We start from the raw sequence: 18120 nt of genomic DNA on the forward strand, positions 1-18120 counted from the left end.
TCTTTTATTGATGTAACATATTCTAAAGAAGGATATTTGTACACTCTAATAGTAGCATCAGACGATAATACTTTATTTGTTCCGTCTGTTACATCTTTAGTGTAAACGGGAACAAAAAGTTTATCTCCAGATACAGCAGCTCCAGTTGGCCAGTGTAAAACCTTTTTGTTTGCTGGATCTACAGCAAAATCATTAAACTTACGTCCTTCTATAGAAACTGTTGCAGGATTGTAAATCATAAGTTCGTAATCTGAAGAACTTCCATCCCAAGTTGCACCAATATTGATTAGTTTTTTATCATCTGTATAACCAACAGCATAAGACGATTCGAAAGCTAATTTTCCATCTTGCACTAATTTACCTGAGCTGTTAAGTTTAAAAGAAGCGGCTCCTTCATCATCAGTACTTAAAGCAAAAAATGTATTTTCGATAGGAAAACAAGTTCCGTTTTGCTCGATTCCAACTCCTTTAGCGCTTATTTCGCCAGTCATTAACTGATCTAAAGAATTGAAATCAAGAATATACTGCGTGTAATCGTCAAGCCAGTAAGAGGCAACATATTTAGTACCATTTATCGTTGGTTCAGTTGTTTCGGTTGAATCATTGTCACTGCTACATGAAAAAATAGAAAGCGACAGACAAGCCAATGCAAAGCATTTTGCAAATTTGTTTACAAACATGATTTAAAGTATTAAGGTTATTATTATTTAATTATTGAATAAAGTATCTGAACTTAACAGAGAAAGAGCGACCTGGTTTTTGAACTTTAAAATAGTCGTATACCTTTACATCTGTGATATTTCTGCACTCAAAAGCTAGATTATAGGTTCCGTTGAAGAAAGAATAAGCAATCATTGCATTTTGGGTAAACTGTTCCGGAATTGCCTTTTTAGTTTCTAAACTTCCCAAAACTGGCCACGTCAGATAAAAATCGTCAATGTAATTTGCACTTGCGTTTAAAGAAAGTCGGTCTCCTTTATATTTGATATTTTTAAAATTGAAAGTCAGGTCGGCATTTCCAAAAAAGATTGGAACGTTTGGCAATTGTGCATCATATAGTGCATCTGGACTTGTTGTTCCGGTTTTAAATTTGTTTTTATTGAGACTTTTTTGGTAAGTACCATTGACTTCGAAAGTAAGCAGATCTTTATATCCATATCTAAAAACTCCGTCAATACCTGTAATTTGTACGTTTTGAAGGTTTTCAAAAATGGTTTTATCTCCGTCTTGTTTCTCTCTAATGAAATCTTTTGCTTGTCTGTAGATCAAACTTGTTTCGGCACTAAAATGATTATTAGTTTGCTGGGTAAGAAAAGCCAATCCAAAATTTGCATTATCGCTGCTCTCTGGTTTCAATTCAATATTACTGTTGATTGTTAATCCGTCGCCCAGCATTTCTGTCGCTGAAGGCAAACGATAAGCATGTTCGAATGAAGCTTTTATCTGAAATTTATCTGATAAATGATACGCCGAACTCGCTCCATAACCATAATTATTGGACGATGCAGATTGACTAATCGAATTGGAAACCATTTTGGTAGACAAATCATACATCTTACCAAAAGCAGAAATGGCAAGTCGATTATCTAAACCGCTAAAATTGTAGCCAAAACCTAAAATGCTTTTGTCAATAGTTGGTTCACCTAGATCAACGACTTTTAGAAACTCTTCTGTTGCCTTTCTTTTGTATGCTAAATACGTATAATTTAAAGCAATAGAATGCTGACTATTTAATTGATATTTCAAATTAGACGTTAATTGTGCATTTGCCTCATCGTATACATAAATTGTTTTATTGCCCAATTCTCCTTTGTCTCCTGCATTGGCAAACTGTCTGTAAACGTAATTTCCAGTCCAATCGTAAACTCTTGAAGAAGTATCTATAGAACGATTATTTACTAAAGCATAAGTAGAATTAATATTCAAAGACAAGCCTTTAGTAAAAAGATTATCCTTTTTATATTTTAAAGAAGTGATAAAACTTTCACTGTCTGTAAAAGCCTGACCAACGACTTTCTGCATGGTTCTTCCCTGCTGAATTTCTTTTTTATTTCCTGCCATTGCAAAACCAACAAGCAAATAATCTGCAAAACTTCTGTTCTTAAATCCAGCTTCAGCCATTATTGTTCCTGACTTGTATGCATCGTGAAAGTGTCTGTATTTCTGCTCTGGCAAAAACTTAGAAGTGTTTTTATCTACCACACTTACATCAACTTTATAATCATTATCAGAATAATTAGCAAATGCATTAATGTTGGCAATAAAACCATCTCTACCAGAAAATCTAGTATTCACCGCAGCTCTGTGCGTATTAAACGAACCATAACTGTAAGAAGCATCAATATAACGATTTACATTTTTGTTCGTTACGATATTAACCGCTCCACCCAATGCATCAGCACCTAATTCTATTGGCACAACACCTTTGTAGACATCAATTCGTTCCGCCATATTTACTGGAATATTATTCAGCGTAAGCGCAGATCCATAACTATCCATTGGCACGCCATCTAGGAAAAACTTAACCTGACTTCCTGAAAAGCCATTTAGAGAAAAATTGAAAGCAGAACCTAATCCTCCGTATTCGCGAATACGAACTCCTGTAGTTTTATTCAAAACCTGATTTAAATCTTGAGATGTGTTGTATGTTTTTTTAAGATCGACTGCCGTAATATTATAAGCCTGTTCTCGAACGCGTTGCACTTTCGATTTACCTGTTACAGCCACTTCATTTAAAGCCGCCATATCTTCTTGAATGGTAATATTTTCAACAGTTTTACCGCTTTCTTTTAAAGTTATTGCTGTTTCTGTTGCTTTATAACCTGTATACGCAACCACCAATGTGTAATTGCCTGGTGCAAGGGTAAATTTGTATTCACCTTTACTATTAGTTAATGTCGCATAAGGCGTTCCTTTTAGCGCAACCGAAACTCCTTCTTGCGGTTTTCCAGCATTTAAAATGACTCCGTTTAAAATCGATTTGTTCTTTTGTGAATACCCTTGAAAAGAAGTTAACAGAATTGTAATCAAGAGCAATAATCTAGGTAATTGCATTAGAATTTTTTGATTTTGAAAATTAAAGTGTCCCAAATTTAGGGTCTTCACCAAGTTTTTCCAAGTTTATTTTTAATTATTCTAAATAAAAACAGTATTTAACTTTTAAAGAAGAAATTCAATAAAAAAAATACGCTTTCTTAAGAAATAATTAAGATTACATTAATTTTACCTTAAAAATTAAAACACCAAAAGTTAAATATTCATACATTGTTTTAAATGAAATCGAAATAAAAAGCATAAAAAAAGCCCGCTTATCAAATAAACGGGCTCTTAAATCATGCGGTATAATATTAGATTTCCATATCCAAAATCGTTTCTTTCATTTCTTCAATAACTAATTTAATATCTTTTTCTGTCGTTCGCCAATTTACAAATGAAGCTCTAATTCCTTTTTTGTTTTGATAAACTGTTGGCGTCATAAATACTTTTCCAGTATCATTTAAAGCAGATAAAAACTCACTTACTTTTTCCTGATTGTGTTCTCCCTTCAGCGTAAAACAAACATTATTTAGACGAATTGGAGCTAACAACTCAAAACCATTTTCTATTAAAGCATTTCCAAAATGCAAGGCCAATGTGGTACTACTTTCAATAATGTCTCTAAAACCTTCTTTTCCATACGCTTTAAGCGAAAACCAAGCAGGCAACGCACGCAAACGACGTGAATTTTCAGGAAGCACATTCAAATAATTAAAATTCTCTAAAGGATTCCCTAAATAAGGTGCATTTGAATTCTGAAACGTTTCAATCTGTAAGTTGACGTGATCTTTTTTAATTAAAAAGAAAGCGCTTTCATAAGGAACATTTAGCCATTTATGACAATCAATTGTAATACTATCTGCTCCTTCCCAGCCTTTTACCAAATGATTGTATTTGTCTGAAACCGCTGCAAAACCACCAAAAGCTCCATCAACATGCCACCAGAAATTGTATTTTTCCTTTAATGCTGCAATGGCTTCAAAATCATCAAAATCGGCAGTATTTACAGTTCCTGCACTTGAAATCAAGATGAAAGGTTTTCCGTTTAACTTCTTAATATTTTCTTTTAAATCAGCAATATCAAGTGCTTCACGGTTTCCTTCAATCGTTTTTACCGTGGTGTAATTCTGGCTTCCAATTCCTAAAAGCGATAAACATTTTACAGAAGAAGAATGCGGTGTCGCCGTTAGAATATTAACTGTTTCTGAAATCCCGTTTTTAGCAAAATCTTTTCCAAATTGTTTGCCATACCATTGTCTGGCAACTCCAAGCGAAGTAAAGTTTGACATTGTCGCGCCAGTAACAAATCCTCCCAAAAATGTATCTGGAAGATCTAAAAGTTGCAGCAATAAATTGATTGTTTCAAATTCTATTAATGCCGATGCGCCTCCTTGTGCTTTTATGGCCTGCGTATTTTGATCGTAAACAGCCGCAAGCCAATCGCCCACGATAGAAGCTGGAGTTGAACCGCCTGTTACAAACCCCCAATATCTTGGCCCTGAAGAAGAAACCATTAAAGGAGCCAATCTTTCATTAAACTCTTTTAAAGCATTAATAGAACCTAATCCTAATTCATTTAAAGTCGTTTTTGGATCAATTGTATAGGTATTTGACGTTGGAATATTTTCGATATCATTCAGAAAATCAATTCCTTGTTGTTTTGTTTTTTCTAAAATATTTTCAAAATCGTTAAGATCTTGCTGTAATATTGAATTCATAAGTTTGTTGTATTAGTTATGTTGCGCAAATAGCACAGATATTATTAGATTTATAAAAAAGTGTATTTAAAAAGAGCGCTCTACCACTTGGTTTTCTCGGAAAATCGAGAAACTAGCATTGACGAAATCACGTCACCATTTGCATTTAATAAAGTTGCAATTGGATCAACTAAAGTCCCTAAAATCATAGCAACGGGCAAAGCTTGTTCCATCGGAAAGCCATAAACGGTAATGGCAAGAACTTCTCCAATGTAACCGCCATTTGGAATTCCTCCTTCAACAATGGAAACGATTACTGTAATTCCTAATGCCAAAAGAATGGTTGAAGGTTCTGTGAAGTCTTTTCCAAACATGGCAAACAGAAAAGTAATTTTTAAGATGGACGACATACTTGAACCGTCTTTATGCAAAGGCGCTCCAAGCGGAATTACGAGATTTCGAACATGCGCAGGAATTCCCATTTTTTGTGCTGCATCCAAATTTGCTGGAATTGTTGCAATACTACTGCAAGTTCCTATTGCAGTTAATGAAGGCGTTATATTATTACTCCAAAAAACTTTAAAAGCCCGTTTCCCGCCCGCTATAAAAGCATATAAACTGAAAAATGTAAAGAAGTAAAAAATACAAGCGGCATAATAAACTGCCATTGGTTTCGCGTAAACGCCAAACAATTGTGGCCCGAAAATACCAACCTGATAAGCAAAATAAGCTCCTAAACCTATTGGTGCAAATTTCATGATGATGTTTAGCAATTGCTTCATGACTTCGTTTCCTGAATCTAGAAAGCTCTTGAAAGCATTTCCTTTTTCTCCTGATTGCAAAGTGGCAAAGCCAATTAAAAACGAAAATATAATTAGAGCCAACATGCTTTTTCTTGACAATAATTCGAAGAAATCATTTGTCGTAACCAATTTTGCAATCTGATCGCCAACAGATCCGGATTGAATATCTTCAAAAGGAACTTTCGCAATGGCAATATCTTCATGAATTGGAAAAAGATAAACGGCAAAAATCATGACGATTGCAGAAATCAAAAGTGTACTTAGGAAAACCAAAATCATTATTCCGAATAGTTTTCCGAGTTTTTCTTTTTGTTCCAAATTCGCAACCGACGAGCCAATTGTAAAGAAAATCAACGGAATAATAGCTGTGAAAAGTAAATTCAGAAAAATATCTCCAATTGGTTTTATAACCAGAACTTTTTCTCCGAAAACTAATCCAAAAATACTCCCAACTATAATACCTCCAAGAAGTAGAAGTATACTGCTGTAACTTTGTAGAAAATTGATTTTTTTAGTTTCCATAATGATAAAAGGATTATTTAAAGTTCAGCAACCTTTAGTTTTAAACACATAGAAACATAGATTTTTTTCTGGAAAAGATGTTTGAAAGAAACTAGTTTCTAACACATAGTCCTGAAGCTTCGGGATGTATTTGTGCAAGTGAAACCTCTTTATTGATTCCAATAAACTATGTTTCTATGTGTAAAAAATTTTGTGCTGTCCTATTTCTCTAGCACTATTGTAGTAAAAGCTCTGTCAACCAATTCGCCTGTTTTGCTTTTTACTTTTTCGGTCTGCGTTTCGGTGTAAACAATTTGAAAAGCGGTTTTCCCAATTAATTGCTGCGCTTTTTCTGTGCTGTAAAGCTCAAATTCAAATTGAGTAAATGGTAATGTTTTCATGAAATCTTCTTCAGCAAATGTCAAGCAGAAATTTCCATTTGGTTTTAAAACTCTGTAGATTTCTGAAAGCAATTCTTCTGGCTTCTGCCAAAAATAAATGGTATTTACTGTGAATATTTTGTCAAAAGATTCATCTTCAAACGGAATTTTATTTCCGTCATAAATCGAAAAGAATGCCTGTTTTTGAGAAACAAAATTTCTATTAATCTGGCGTGCTTCCTGAAACATCAATTCAGACATTTCAAGTCCGTAATATTTTAGGTTTTCTGCTTGCTCGAAAAGAAATTCAACGTGGCCTGCGTTTCCGTGACCTAATTCTAGAATTTTATTTTCCTTTGAAATATTTAGATTTTGAATGGAATGTTTGGTCATATTGATGTTCGTTTCGTTCATCATATTTCCCATTTCGATTCCTTTTTCTCCCGATGGATGTTTTAACTGAGAAGCGATGGCTTGTAATTCTTCATTTTTCATAATACGAAAATTTTAAACTTCTAAATTAAACAATATCTTAATTCAAATTCCAAATTTTGAAAATTCCAAATTCCATTTTTTTGTCATTTCGACGAAGGAGAAATCTTCGCAAGTAGCTCCGCAAAGTTTTTCAATCTTTGTCGATTTAGCAACGGAGATTTCTCCTTCGTCGAAATGACAAACTGTGCCGACAACTTTATCAAAGTTTTAAACTTTGACAAAGTTCTATGCGCTTGCAATTAAAAAACCTGACTAGCAATCTGGCGAATATTCTCAGATTTACCCATTGAATAATAGTGTAAAAACGGAACTCCGGCTGCTTTTAATTCTAATGACTGCTGAATCGCCCACTCGATTCCGACTTGTTTGATTTCAGCGTTATTTTTGCATTTGTCCACCGCATCGATTAAATCTTCAGGCAAATCGATTCTGAAAATTTGTGGTAGAACTTGTAAATGTCTTTGAACGGCAATTGGCTTAATTCCAGGAATAATCGGAATTGTAATGCCCATTTCTCTTGCTTTTTCTACGAAAGCAAAATATTTAGCGTTATCAAAAAACATTTGCGTAACTACATAATCAGCTCCGGCATCTACTTTTTCTTTTAATCTTTTTAAATCAGATTGTAAAGAAGGAGATTCTAAGTGTTTCTCTGGATAACCTGCAACACCAATACAAAAATCTGCTTTGTTATCAGCATCGATTACTTCATGCAGATATTGCCCGCAGTTTAGATCTTTAATTTGTTTTACTAAATCAATTGCATAATGATTTCCACCTGCTTTTGGTACAAAAGACTGTTCATCTTTCATTGCATCGCCACGAAGTGCCATTACGTTATTGATTCCTAAATAATGACAGTCAACCAGCATGTATTCGGTTTCTTCTTTTGTGAAACCACCGCAAAGCAAATGCGGCACCGTGTCAACATTGTATTTATGTTTTATAGAAGCGCAAATTCCAAGCGTTCCCGGACGCATACGAGTCAGTTTTTTGTCCAAAAGTCCGTTACCTTTATCAATGTAAATATACTCCTCACGAGAAGTCGTTACATCAATAAACGGCGGATTAAACTCCATTAACGGATCAATATTATCGTATAATTCCTGAATACTTTTGCCCTTTTGAGGCGGAATAATTTCAAATGAGAATAATGTTTTTCCTTTGGCGTTTTCTATATGTTCTGTTACTTTCATTTTAAGTCTTAAAGTTGTAAAGTCGAAAGTCGAAAGTCTTTCCTTTCGGACTTTAGACTTTGGGCTTTAGACTAATTAGTTTGCTATATTTAGGATTCAACTAGTTCTAAAGTCAAAAGTCTTTCCTTTCGGACTTTATGACTTTCGACTTTATGACTAATTTTTAATCTGCTATATTAGGATTTAACCATTTCATTGCATAATCAAGCGGGACATTTCGGCGTTTTGCGTAATCTGTAACTTGATCTTCTTTTATTTTTCCTAATCCGAAATATCTACTTTTTGGATTTCCGAAATAATATCCTGAAACTGAAGACGCTGGCCACATCGCCATACTTTCTGTCAGTTTTACTCCTGTTTGTTTTTCAACATCTAAAAGCTTCCAAATCGTTGGCTTCTCTAAGTGATCCGGACAAGCTGGATAACCCGGAGCAGGACGGATTCCTTTATAATTTTCTTTAATTAATTCTTCGTTTGTTAAAGCTTCTTCTGAATCATAGCCCCAGAAATCTTTACGCACTCTCTCGTGAAGATATTCGGCGAAAGCCTCTGCAAAACGATCTGCAAGCGCTTTAACCATAATCGAATTATAATCGTCTAAATTCTTTTCGTATTCTGCTGCCCATTCATCTACACCAAAACCAGTTGTTACACAGAAAGCGCCCATGTAATCTTCGATTCCGCTTTCTTTTGGAAGAATAAAATCGGCTAAAGCGATATTTGGAGCACCTTTCGTTTTTTGTGATTGCTGACGAAGCGTTAAGAATTTCTCTAAAACTTTTCCATTTTCATCACGCAATTCGATATCGTCGTCATCAACCTGATTGGCAGGGAAAATTCCGTAAATACCTTTTGCCTTTAGTTTTTTCTCTTCTAAAATGACTTTCAGCATTGCCTGAGCATCGTTAAAAACAGAAGTCGCTTGTTCACCTACAACCTCATCGGTCAAAATTGCTGGATATTTTCCATACAATTCCCACGTTTGGAAGAATGGCGTCCAGTCGATATACGGAACTAAAACATCCAATTCAACTTCGATTGTTTGCGCACCGATTACTTTTGGTTTCACAGGAGTATATTCGCTCCAATCTAATGGTAATTTATTTTTACGCGCATCTTCGATCGTCAAGAAGTTTTTGTCTCTTGAACGATTTAAAAACGTTTCTCTAAACGAATCGTATTCTGCACGAATATCTGCTGCATATATTTTTCGATTATGATCTAACAGGTTTCCTGCAACAGTAACGGCTCTCGAAGCATCGTTTACGTGAATTACAGTTTCTCTGTATTGAGGCGCAATTTTCACGGCTGTATGCGCACGCGAAGTTGTTGCTCCACCAATCATAATCGGGATTTTAATTCCTTGTTTGTCTAATTCTTTGGCCAAATAAACCATTTCGTCAAGCGAAGGCGTGATCAATCCGCTTAATCCGATAATGTCTACTTCGTGTTCGATTGCCGCTGCAATGATTTTCTCCGGAGGAACCATTACACCTAAATCTACAATCTCGTAATTGTTACAAGCCAAAACTACCGAAACGATGTTTTTTCCAATATCGTGAACGTCACCTTTTACAGTCGCCATCAGGATTTTTCCGTTTCCAGATTTGTCTCCCGCTTGTTTGCTCGCTTCAATAAATGGCAATAAATAAGCAACCGCTTTTTTCATTACACGAGCCGATTTAACAACCTGAGGCAAGAACATTTTTCCGCTTCCAAATAAATCTCCAACCACATTCATTCCCGTCATCAAATTGATTTCGATAACTTCAATTGGTTTTGTAGCTGCCAAACGCGCTTCTTCAACATCTTCTTCAATAAAAGCATCAATTCCTTTTACCAAAGAATGTGTAATACGCTCCTGAACAGTTCCAAAACGCCATTCTTGAACCGCTTTTTCGTCGCTTTTTACTTCGCCTTTTACATTTTCTGCAAAATCCAAAAGTCGTTCTGTAGCATCGTCGCGTCTGTCTAGAATTACGTCTTCAACGTGTTCTAATAAGTCTTTCGGAATATCATCGTAAATCGTCAACATTTCTGGATTTACGATTCCCATCGTCATTCCTTCTTTAATGGCGTGGTATAAAAACACTGAGTGCATCGCTTCACGAACAACGTCATTTCCTCTAAATGAGAATGAAACGTTACTCACACCACCACTAATGTGCGCGTGAGGCAAGTTCTCGCGAACCCATCTTGTTCCTCTAAAAAAGTCCAATGCATTCAGGCGGTGTTCTTCCATTCCTGTTGCAACTGGGAAAATATTCAAATCGAAAATAATATCTTGCGGAGGGAAACCTACTTTGTTTACCAAAATATCATACGAACGCGCACAAATTTCCACACGACGATCGTAATTATCAGCCTGCCCCACTTCGTCAAAAGCCATGACAATAGCGGCAGCACCGTAACGTTTGATTAATTTAGCATGATGAATAAATGCTTCTTCTCCTTCTTTTAACGAAATCGAGTTGACAACACTTTTTCCTTGTACTACTTTCAGACCCGCTTCGATAATTTCCCATTTCGAACTGTCGATCATAATCGGCACTCTCGAAATATCTGGTTCTGCAGCAATTAAGTTTAGGAATTTGGTCATAGCAGTTACACCGTCCAACATTCCTTCATCCATATTAATATCGATGATTTGCGCTCCTCCTTCTACCTGCTGTCTTGCAATATCAAGTGCCTCGTCATACTTCTCTTCTTTGATTAATCGAAGGAATTTTCGCGAACCCGTTACATTCGTACGCTCACCAACGTTTACAAAAACGCTTTCTGGCGTAATAATCAAAGGTTCTAATCCTGATAATACAAGGTCTCTTCTTTTTTCTGTCATTTCTTTTTTAAGTTACTAAGATCCTGAGATACTAAGGTTCTAAGTTTTTTAATCTATATTTTTTAGGTTTTTAAGCCTGTAATCTTTTTATTTTGGGCGTGATTCGCCGCGGCGAACCGGGCTATCCGTTACAAGTCCTCGACCAATTCCGTTGTCACTGCATTGGTCTGCGGGCTTTTCACTTCTATCCCTCACGCAAACTCGGTTTCATAAGAAGTTTTATGTTCTTCTAATTTATTTCCACTTCCATTTTCCTAAATACTCAGCTTTTACATCATCATATTCATAATATTTAGTTTTTGTAAAACCCGCTTTTACAAGTGTTATAGAATCGGGTTTTAATTCTCGTAAAATAATAAAGTGTCCTTTTTCTGGATTATTTAAATCATATCTTACTTTATAAAATTTATTTACAAGATTCTGATCTGCTTTAGCTGCTCCTCCTAAAATCTTTTTATTATCTACATAAAAGCAATATCTTAAAAAACTCGATTTACCTGACTTTTTAATTCTCAAAGTAAGTCCTATTGTTTCTCCTTTAAATGTCTTTCCATATTCATGATTTCTTTTCTCTCTGCATTCTGTAAAAACTATGACTGAAAGAAGGGAAATAATAAAAGGGACTATGAAATATTTAAGTCTATTATATTGCTTCATTGCAATTTCTATTCAAACGTTGGCGCTACTCTCGGCTTATAATCCTTTGCAACCTCAGCCATTAAACGAATATGATCTGGAGTTGTTCCGCAACAACCACCGATGATATTGATTAAATTATCCTCTAAATATTCTTTAATGAATACCTGAGTTTGTTCTGGCGTTTCATCGTATTGTCCGAAAGCGTTTGGCAATCCAGCATTTGGATGCGCCGAAACATTAAAACTTGTATGCTGTGCTAATGTTTTCAAATACGGTTTCAATAAATCGGCTCCTAAAGCGCAATTGAAACCAACACTCAATAACGGAATATGCGAAACTGAAATCAAAAAAGCTTCAACCGTTTGCCCAGAAAGTGTTCTTCCTGAAGCATCGGTAATCGTTCCTGAAACCATGATCGGAATATCGATATTACGTTCGTCTTTTACTTCTTCGATTGCGAAAAGTGCTGCTTTTGCGTTTAACGTATCGAAAATCGTTTCTACTAAAAGTAAATCACAACCTCCGTCCATTAAAGCTTCTACTTGTTCTTTGTATGCAATTCGTAAATCATCAAAAGTTACGGCTCTGTAGCCTGGATCGTTTACGTCTGGTGACATACTTGCCGTACGGTTTGTCGGCCCTATTGAACCTGCTACAAAACGTGGTTTATCTGGATTTTTTGCTGTGAATTCATCCGCAACTTCTCTCGCCAATTTAGCCGATTCATAGTTTAGTTCGTAAACCAAATCTTCCATGAAATAATCGGCCATACCGATTGTGGTTCCAGAGAATGTATTGGTTTCTACGATATCTGCACCCGCATCAAAATAGGCAGTATGCACTGCACGAATGGCGTGTGGCTGTGTCAGGGATAATAAATCGTTATTTCCTTTTAATGGATGCGGGAAATCTTTGAAACGCTCGCCACGGAAATCTTCTTCTGAGAAGTTGTAACGTTGTAACATGGTTCCCATTGCTCCATCAAGGATTAGGATATTTTTCTTTATTGCTTCTTGAATTGTAATCGACATATTCTTTTCTTTTAGATTCTAAGACCCTAAGGTTCTAAGATGCTAAGTTTTTTTATTATTAATTCCAAAAATGCACTATTGCTGGCTCATTAGCCCCGATTGAAGTGGAAATCCTTTTATCCGCCGCGGCGGACAAAAGATTGCAACGAAAAGCGGGAACTATTGACTGCAAAAATGCGCCAATGATTCGCTCCTTACCGAAATTGCTTTCAGTAAATTATTTGTATGTTGTCTGGAAAAGTTTTAGGAAATACGAGAATGTATTTGTGTTATCTATCTTAAATACTGTGTTTTTACAGTAAAAAGTAGAATTTAGCACCTTCTTTATAGTAAAGGGTTGCTAAGGTTTCATCGGGTCTATCCCTCCGCCTTTCGTGATAACGAACAATAAATTTTAAGAACAGTGCAAAGGTATGAAATGGCAATACGATTTGCAAATGTTTTTTTTAAGTTGCTAAGATTCTAAGACACTGAGTTTCTAAGTTTTCCTTTTGGAAATTTATATTTTAAACAATCAAGCTCCGGAGGAGTATAATATTTATAGAAAATAATAACCTAACATAGATAAGCTCCAGCGGAGCGAAATATATGCCGCTCCGCTGGAGCTCTTTTCTAACGCATAATTTCTAATCTATAAATATTTCATCCCTCTGGGATTCTCTGTGATGAATAAAAAAAGCTCAAACTTATAGTTTGAGCTTTCTATATAAAAATCTTAGTAGCTTAGAAACTTAGCCTCTCAGCAACTTAAACAATCGCTTTAACAACTGCCTTAGGAGCTTCTTTACGAGTTCCGTCGAAACCGTCTACTCCAGATACTGTCGTATATTTCAATACGTATTTTTTACCTGGGTTGATGATTTGGTATGCTGCCTGACACATTAAAGTCGCTTCGTGGAAACCACAAAGAATTAATTTTAATTTTCCAGGATATGTATTTACGTCTCCAATGGCGAAGATTCCAGGAATGTTTGTCTGGTAATCTAATGCATTATTAACTTTAATTGCATTTTTCTCGATTTCTAATCCCCAGTCTCCAATTGGACCTAATTTTGGTGTTAATCCGAAAAGTGGAATGAAATAATCACAATCGATTTTACGGTGCGCTCCGTTTTCTTCGATATCCAAAGACTCTACGTGTTCTGCTCCGTTGATTCCGATAACTTCTGCTGGAGTGATTAATTTGATTTTTCCAGCTGATTTTAATTCTTGTACTTTTTCTACAGAATCTAAAGCTCCTCTAAATTCATTTCTACGGTGAATTAAAGTTACTTCTGAAGCTACGTTTGCTAAGAAAATTGACCAGTCTAATGCTGAATCTCCTCCTCCTGCAATAACAACTCTTTTATCTCTGAATTTCTCAGGATTTTTGATAAAGTATTTTACTCCTTTATCTTCATAAAACTCGATATCTTCGATAAGTGGTTTACGAGGCTCGAAACTTCCTAAACCTCCAGCGATTGCGATAACTGGCGCGTGGAATTTAGTTCCTTTATTAGACGTTACAATGAAAGTTCCATCTTCTTGTTTTTCGATTGTTTCTGCACGCTCTCCTAAAGTAAAACCTGGTTCAAACTGCTTAATTTGCTCTTGCAAACCGTCGATTAGATCTCCAGCTAAAACTTCTGGGAATCCAGGAATATCATAAATTGGCTTCTTAGGATATAATTCTGAAAGCTGTCCTCCTGCTTGCGGTAAAGCATCTAAGATATGACATTTTAATTTCAATAATCCTGCCTCGAATACGGCAAATAAACCTGTTGGTCCTGCTCCAATTATAAGTATATCTGTTTTAATCATTATGTTGTTGTTTATAATCATTCTTAATAACGCAAAGAAACGAATAAATCCTTGTACTTTCAATGATTTTTATCATTTATTTCTTCCCGAAACTTTTTTACTCTTTATTTTTTAATGAAGAAGTGATCTCATTCATTCTTTTAACCTTTTCTTCAAAATTGCCTTTTAGTGTCTTTCGGTATTCATTGAGATTTTCAACCATTTGATTGATATCTTCTGGAATTACTTCTTCGAAAAACTCCCGAAGCCTTTTGGCTGTTGTTGGCGATTTTCCGTTGGTTGAAATGGCAATTTTTACATTTCCTTTCGTTACGATTCCGCCCAAATAATAATCACACAAATCTGGCGTATCGGCGATATTGCAAATCAAATAGCGTTTTCTAGCTAAATCGTACACTCTTTTATTGACTTCAAGATTATCTGTACAAGCGATTACCATGTGGCGCTTTTTGAGCATTTTCTTTTTGAACTTCGATTTTGTCAATTTTATCGAAGGATGCTGCTCTGCTAGAATTTTTATTTCTAAATGAAATTCTTTTGCTACTACCTCTACATTTGCATTCGGACTTGATTTCAACAAGAAAGAAAGCTTTTCCAGACCTACATTTCCTCCACCTACAATCAATACATTTAAATTGTGAAGCTTTAGAAATATTGGATATAATTCGTTTTGTTCCATTTTAATTTATTTTCATCCAATCAAAATTAGATGATTTTCTTCAATCGATCATTTTTTTCCAACGAATTGGTTCTGACGGAACATTTTATCCAACTCCTTTTTTTGACAAAATTCTTCGTAAAATCCTTTTAATTTATGGCTTTCGCGAACCACTTCGCCTAAAACGATAATGGCTGGAGAACCTAATTCTTTTTCTTTTACGATTTCTAAAATAGAATCGACTGTTCCTACGCCAACTTTTTCTTCTGCTGTTGTTCCGTTTTGAATGATGGCAACTGGCAGATTTCCTTTGTTTTCTTTTTGAAACAAATCGATAATCTGAGGCAGTTTGTGCATTCCCATCAAAATTACAACTGTTGCAGAAGATTGTGCTGCCAAAGCTACATCTGAAGATAATTTTCTATCTGATGTTGTGCCGGTAATCGCCCAAAAGCTTTCTGAAACGCCTCTTTTTGTAATCGAAATTCCTTGACTTGCTGGAACCGCCACTACAGATGAAATTCCTGGAACGACAATCGTTTCAATTCCGAAACTTTCTGCAAATTCTATTTCTTCGCTTCCTCTTCCAAAAATAAACGGATCGCCGCCTTTTAATCGAACTACATTTCCATACGTTAAAGCATTATCTACAATCAATTGATTGATTTGATCTTGCGAGTAAGCATGGTTTCCAATTCTTTTTCCAACAAAAATCTTGATGGCGTTTTTTGGCGCGTAATCCAGAATTTCTTCGTTAGCCAAGGCATCGTATAAAACCACATTAGCTTCAACCAGTGCTTTTACAGCTTTTAGCGTCAATAATTCGGGATCGCCCGGACCTGCACCGACTAAAGTTATTTTTGGTTTTATATTAAGCATTTGCTAATTCTTGTGCTCTGAAAGTTTCGATTTTATCAAAGAAAACAATGGCTTGCGCGATGTAATCTTTAGCGAAAGCTTCAGATGGTTCATTTTTATTGATTTGGTAAACCAAGTCTTTAAAAGTTGAATTCAATTCGATTTTATTCGTATCGATAAAAACAGTATCAAACAAATCAACGATTCCTGCGTGGTGGTTTGTTTTTTGGTTTTCTGCTAATAATAAAGCTTTTGCTCCATTTACAAATCCTGCGTAAGCGTGATAAATTGCATCTGACCATTTTTGGTTGTCGAAAGCTTCCTGTGCGAAAGAGATTTTTTCTTTAGCTTCTAATAATAAAGTCGCCACTAAATCGATCACAACACCAGCACATTCTCCAACTCCAACTGCTTTTACGTAATTATCTGCGTTACCCCAATCTACAAAATCAGCTTCTGTTAGATTTGTTACATCAGATAATGGTTTTAAGATTTCGTAGAAGTATTTCTCTCCTTTTAAATCATAATAGTTTAGGAATTTTTCTCCATTCGCATTAGCGTCAAAATCATTTAAGATTGTACGCAAAGCTTCTGGGCCTCTACGGCTAGGGATTTTGATCACTTTATCAGCAAAACGCCCTTCTCCGTTTCCTAATCTTCCTCCACCCAATAAAACTTGTAAAGCTGGAGCTACTAATTTTCCTGAGTTGATAGACATTCCTTGGAATCCAATTGCAGACATATTATGTTGTCCGCAAGCATTCATACAGCCCGAAATTTTAATTTCAATTTCGCGATTGTTTAAATATTGAGGATATTCTGCACTTAAAACTCTTTCTAATTCTTCGGCAATACCAGTACTGCTTGCAATCCCCAAGTTGCAAGTATCGGTTCCTGGACATGCCGTAATATCTCCAACTGAATTATATCCTAAATGAACAAAGTCCAATTTGGCTAATTCTTGATAAAAGAAAGGAAGATTCTCTTCTTTTACGTGACGTATTACAATATTTTGACGCAATGAAAAACGTAATTCGTTTGCTGCGTAATTTTTAATTAAATCTGCTAATAATCTCGCTTTATCAGTATAAAAATCTCCTAATAAAACTTTGATTCCGATAGCATAATATCCTGCTTGTTTTTGTGCAATTACATTCGATTTTTTCCAAGCTTCATAAGCTACTGAATCTTCGATTGTAACTTGTGGCACTTCTAAAACTGGCTCTGCAATTGGTCCATCAAAAGCAGTTGTATCAATTTCGTATGTTTCAAAAGCGATTGCTTTTTTCTCTTTTTCAACTAAATCAAGGAAAACATCTTTCCCCATTTCTTTGATTAAGAATTTCATACGCGCTTTCATTCTTTTTGCACGCTCACCGTATCTGTCGAAAATACGGATGATTCCTTCTGCTGTTGGAATGATTTCGTTAACCGGAATAAATTCAGAAAGCAATTCTGCGTGCGCTGGCTGAGATCCTAAACCTCCTCCAAAAACAACTTTAAATCCTTTTTGTCCGTCTTTGATTTTCGGAATAAATCCTAAATCGTGTAAATAACTCAAAGCTGTATCTTCATCTGAAGAAGAGAACGAAATTTTGAATTTACGTCCCATTTCCTGACAGATTGGATTTCTTAATAAGTATTGGAACAAGCCGTGTGCGTAAGGCGAAACGTCAAATGGTTCGTTTACATCTACACCCGCTAATTCGCTTCCTGTGATATTTCTAACTGTGTTTCCACAAGCTTCACGCAAAGTAATATCGTCTTTTGCCAGTTCTGACCAAAGTTCAGGTGTTCTGTCCAAACTCACATAGTGAATCTGAATATCCTGACGTGTTGTAATATGCAAACGCCCTGTAGAATATTTATCTGAAACTTCCGTAATTCTTCTCAATTGCTCACTGGTCACTTTACCATAAGGCAATTTGATACGAATCATCTGAACGCCTTCCTGACGCTGACCGTAGATACCACGCGCTAAACGAAGGCTACGAAAACGCTCATCATCAATTTTTCCCCCACGGAATAAGTGAATCTTTTTTTCTAATTCGATAATCTCCTTCTGAACTACCGGATTTTCTATTTCTGTTCTAAAACTTTCCATCTTGTCTTTAGTTGTTGGTTGTTAGTTTTTGGTTGTTGGTTATTGTTGAAACTATCAACTAAAAACCATCAACTATCAACTGT

The 18120-nt window shown here is 35.6% G+C and carries 13 protein-coding genes and 1 riboswitch; all 13 genes read right to left on the minus strand.

What is annotated here, in order from left to right; all coding sequences use genetic code 11:
• A partial coding sequence (locus tag ACE01P_RS19765; RefSeq protein ID WP_379700761.1) for a hypothetical protein occupies nucleotides 1–680 on the minus strand: 680 nt, incomplete at its 3' end.
• Nucleotides 681–711: 31 nt separating this feature from the next.
• A complete protein-coding gene (locus tag ACE01P_RS19770) occupies nucleotides 712–3054 on the minus strand; it encodes a TonB-dependent receptor (protein WP_379700762.1) in 2343 nt (780 codons plus the stop codon).
• A gap of 293 nt (nucleotides 3055–3347) precedes the next feature.
• On the minus strand, nucleotides 3348–4754 hold the full coding sequence (locus ACE01P_RS19775) for a pyridoxal phosphate-dependent decarboxylase family protein (RefSeq protein ID WP_379700763.1): 1407 nt from the start codon (nucleotides 4752–4754) through the stop codon (nucleotides 3348–3350).
• A gap of 80 nt (nucleotides 4755–4834) precedes the next feature.
• Nucleotides 4835–6058 (minus strand): dicarboxylate/amino acid:cation symporter, encoded by a 1224-nt coding sequence (locus ACE01P_RS19780; protein ID WP_379700764.1) that lies wholly within the window; start codon nucleotides 6056–6058, stop codon nucleotides 4835–4837.
• Between the two features lie 200 nt (nucleotides 6059–6258).
• Nucleotides 6259–6912 (minus strand): class I SAM-dependent methyltransferase, encoded by a 654-nt coding sequence (locus ACE01P_RS19785; protein ID WP_379700765.1) that lies wholly within the window; start codon nucleotides 6910–6912, stop codon nucleotides 6259–6261.
• A gap of 239 nt (nucleotides 6913–7151) precedes the next feature.
• Entirely contained in the window at nucleotides 7152–8108 is a 957-nt protein-coding gene (gene metF, locus ACE01P_RS19790; RefSeq protein ID WP_281235477.1) for a methylenetetrahydrofolate reductase [NAD(P)H], read from the minus strand.
• Nucleotides 8109–8271: 163 nt separating this feature from the next.
• Nucleotides 8272–10947 (minus strand): methionine synthase, encoded by a 2676-nt coding sequence (metH, locus tag ACE01P_RS19795; protein ID WP_379700766.1) that lies wholly within the window; start codon nucleotides 10945–10947, stop codon nucleotides 8272–8274.
• A 234-nt stretch (nucleotides 10948–11181) separates the two neighbouring features.
• Nucleotides 11182–11604, minus strand: coding sequence for a hypothetical protein (locus ACE01P_RS19800; protein ID WP_379700767.1), 423 nt, complete (start codon nucleotides 11602–11604; stop codon nucleotides 11182–11184).
• An 8-nt stretch (nucleotides 11605–11612) separates the two neighbouring features.
• On the minus strand, nucleotides 11613–12617 hold the full coding sequence (locus ACE01P_RS19805; protein ID WP_379700768.1) for a homocysteine S-methyltransferase family protein: 1005 nt from the start codon (nucleotides 12615–12617) through the stop codon (nucleotides 11613–11615).
• 266 nt (nucleotides 12618–12883) lie between these two features.
• Nucleotides 12884–13001: riboswitch (SAM riboswitch) on the minus strand.
• Nucleotides 13002–13364: 363 nt separating this feature from the next.
• Nucleotides 13365–14417 carry an NAD(P)/FAD-dependent oxidoreductase gene (locus ACE01P_RS19810; RefSeq protein ID WP_379700769.1) on the minus strand — a complete coding sequence of 351 codons (1053 nt, stop codon included), beginning with the start codon at nucleotides 14415–14417 and terminating at the stop codon, nucleotides 13365–13367.
• A gap of 97 nt (nucleotides 14418–14514) precedes the next feature.
• The gene (locus tag ACE01P_RS19815; RefSeq protein ID WP_125722120.1) at nucleotides 14515–15096 is read right to left on the minus strand and encodes a bifunctional precorrin-2 dehydrogenase/sirohydrochlorin ferrochelatase; all 582 of its coding nucleotides are present in this window, start codon (nucleotides 15094–15096) and stop codon (nucleotides 14515–14517) included.
• 48 nt (nucleotides 15097–15144) lie between these two features.
• Entirely contained in the window at nucleotides 15145–15954 is an 810-nt protein-coding gene (gene cobA, locus ACE01P_RS19820; protein ID WP_379700770.1) for a uroporphyrinogen-III C-methyltransferase, read from the minus strand.
• Nucleotides 15947–18037 (minus strand): nitrite reductase, encoded by a 2091-nt coding sequence (locus tag ACE01P_RS19825; protein WP_379700771.1) that lies wholly within the window; start codon nucleotides 18035–18037, stop codon nucleotides 15947–15949. The genes cobA and ACE01P_RS19825 overlap by 8 nt, the downstream gene beginning before the upstream one ends.
• Between the last annotated feature and the right edge of the window lie 83 nt (nucleotides 18038–18120).

It is taken from the genome of Flavobacterium sp. HJSW_4 (assembly GCF_042436695.1).
Classification (GTDB): Bacteria; Bacteroidota; Bacteroidia; order Flavobacteriales; family Flavobacteriaceae; genus Flavobacterium.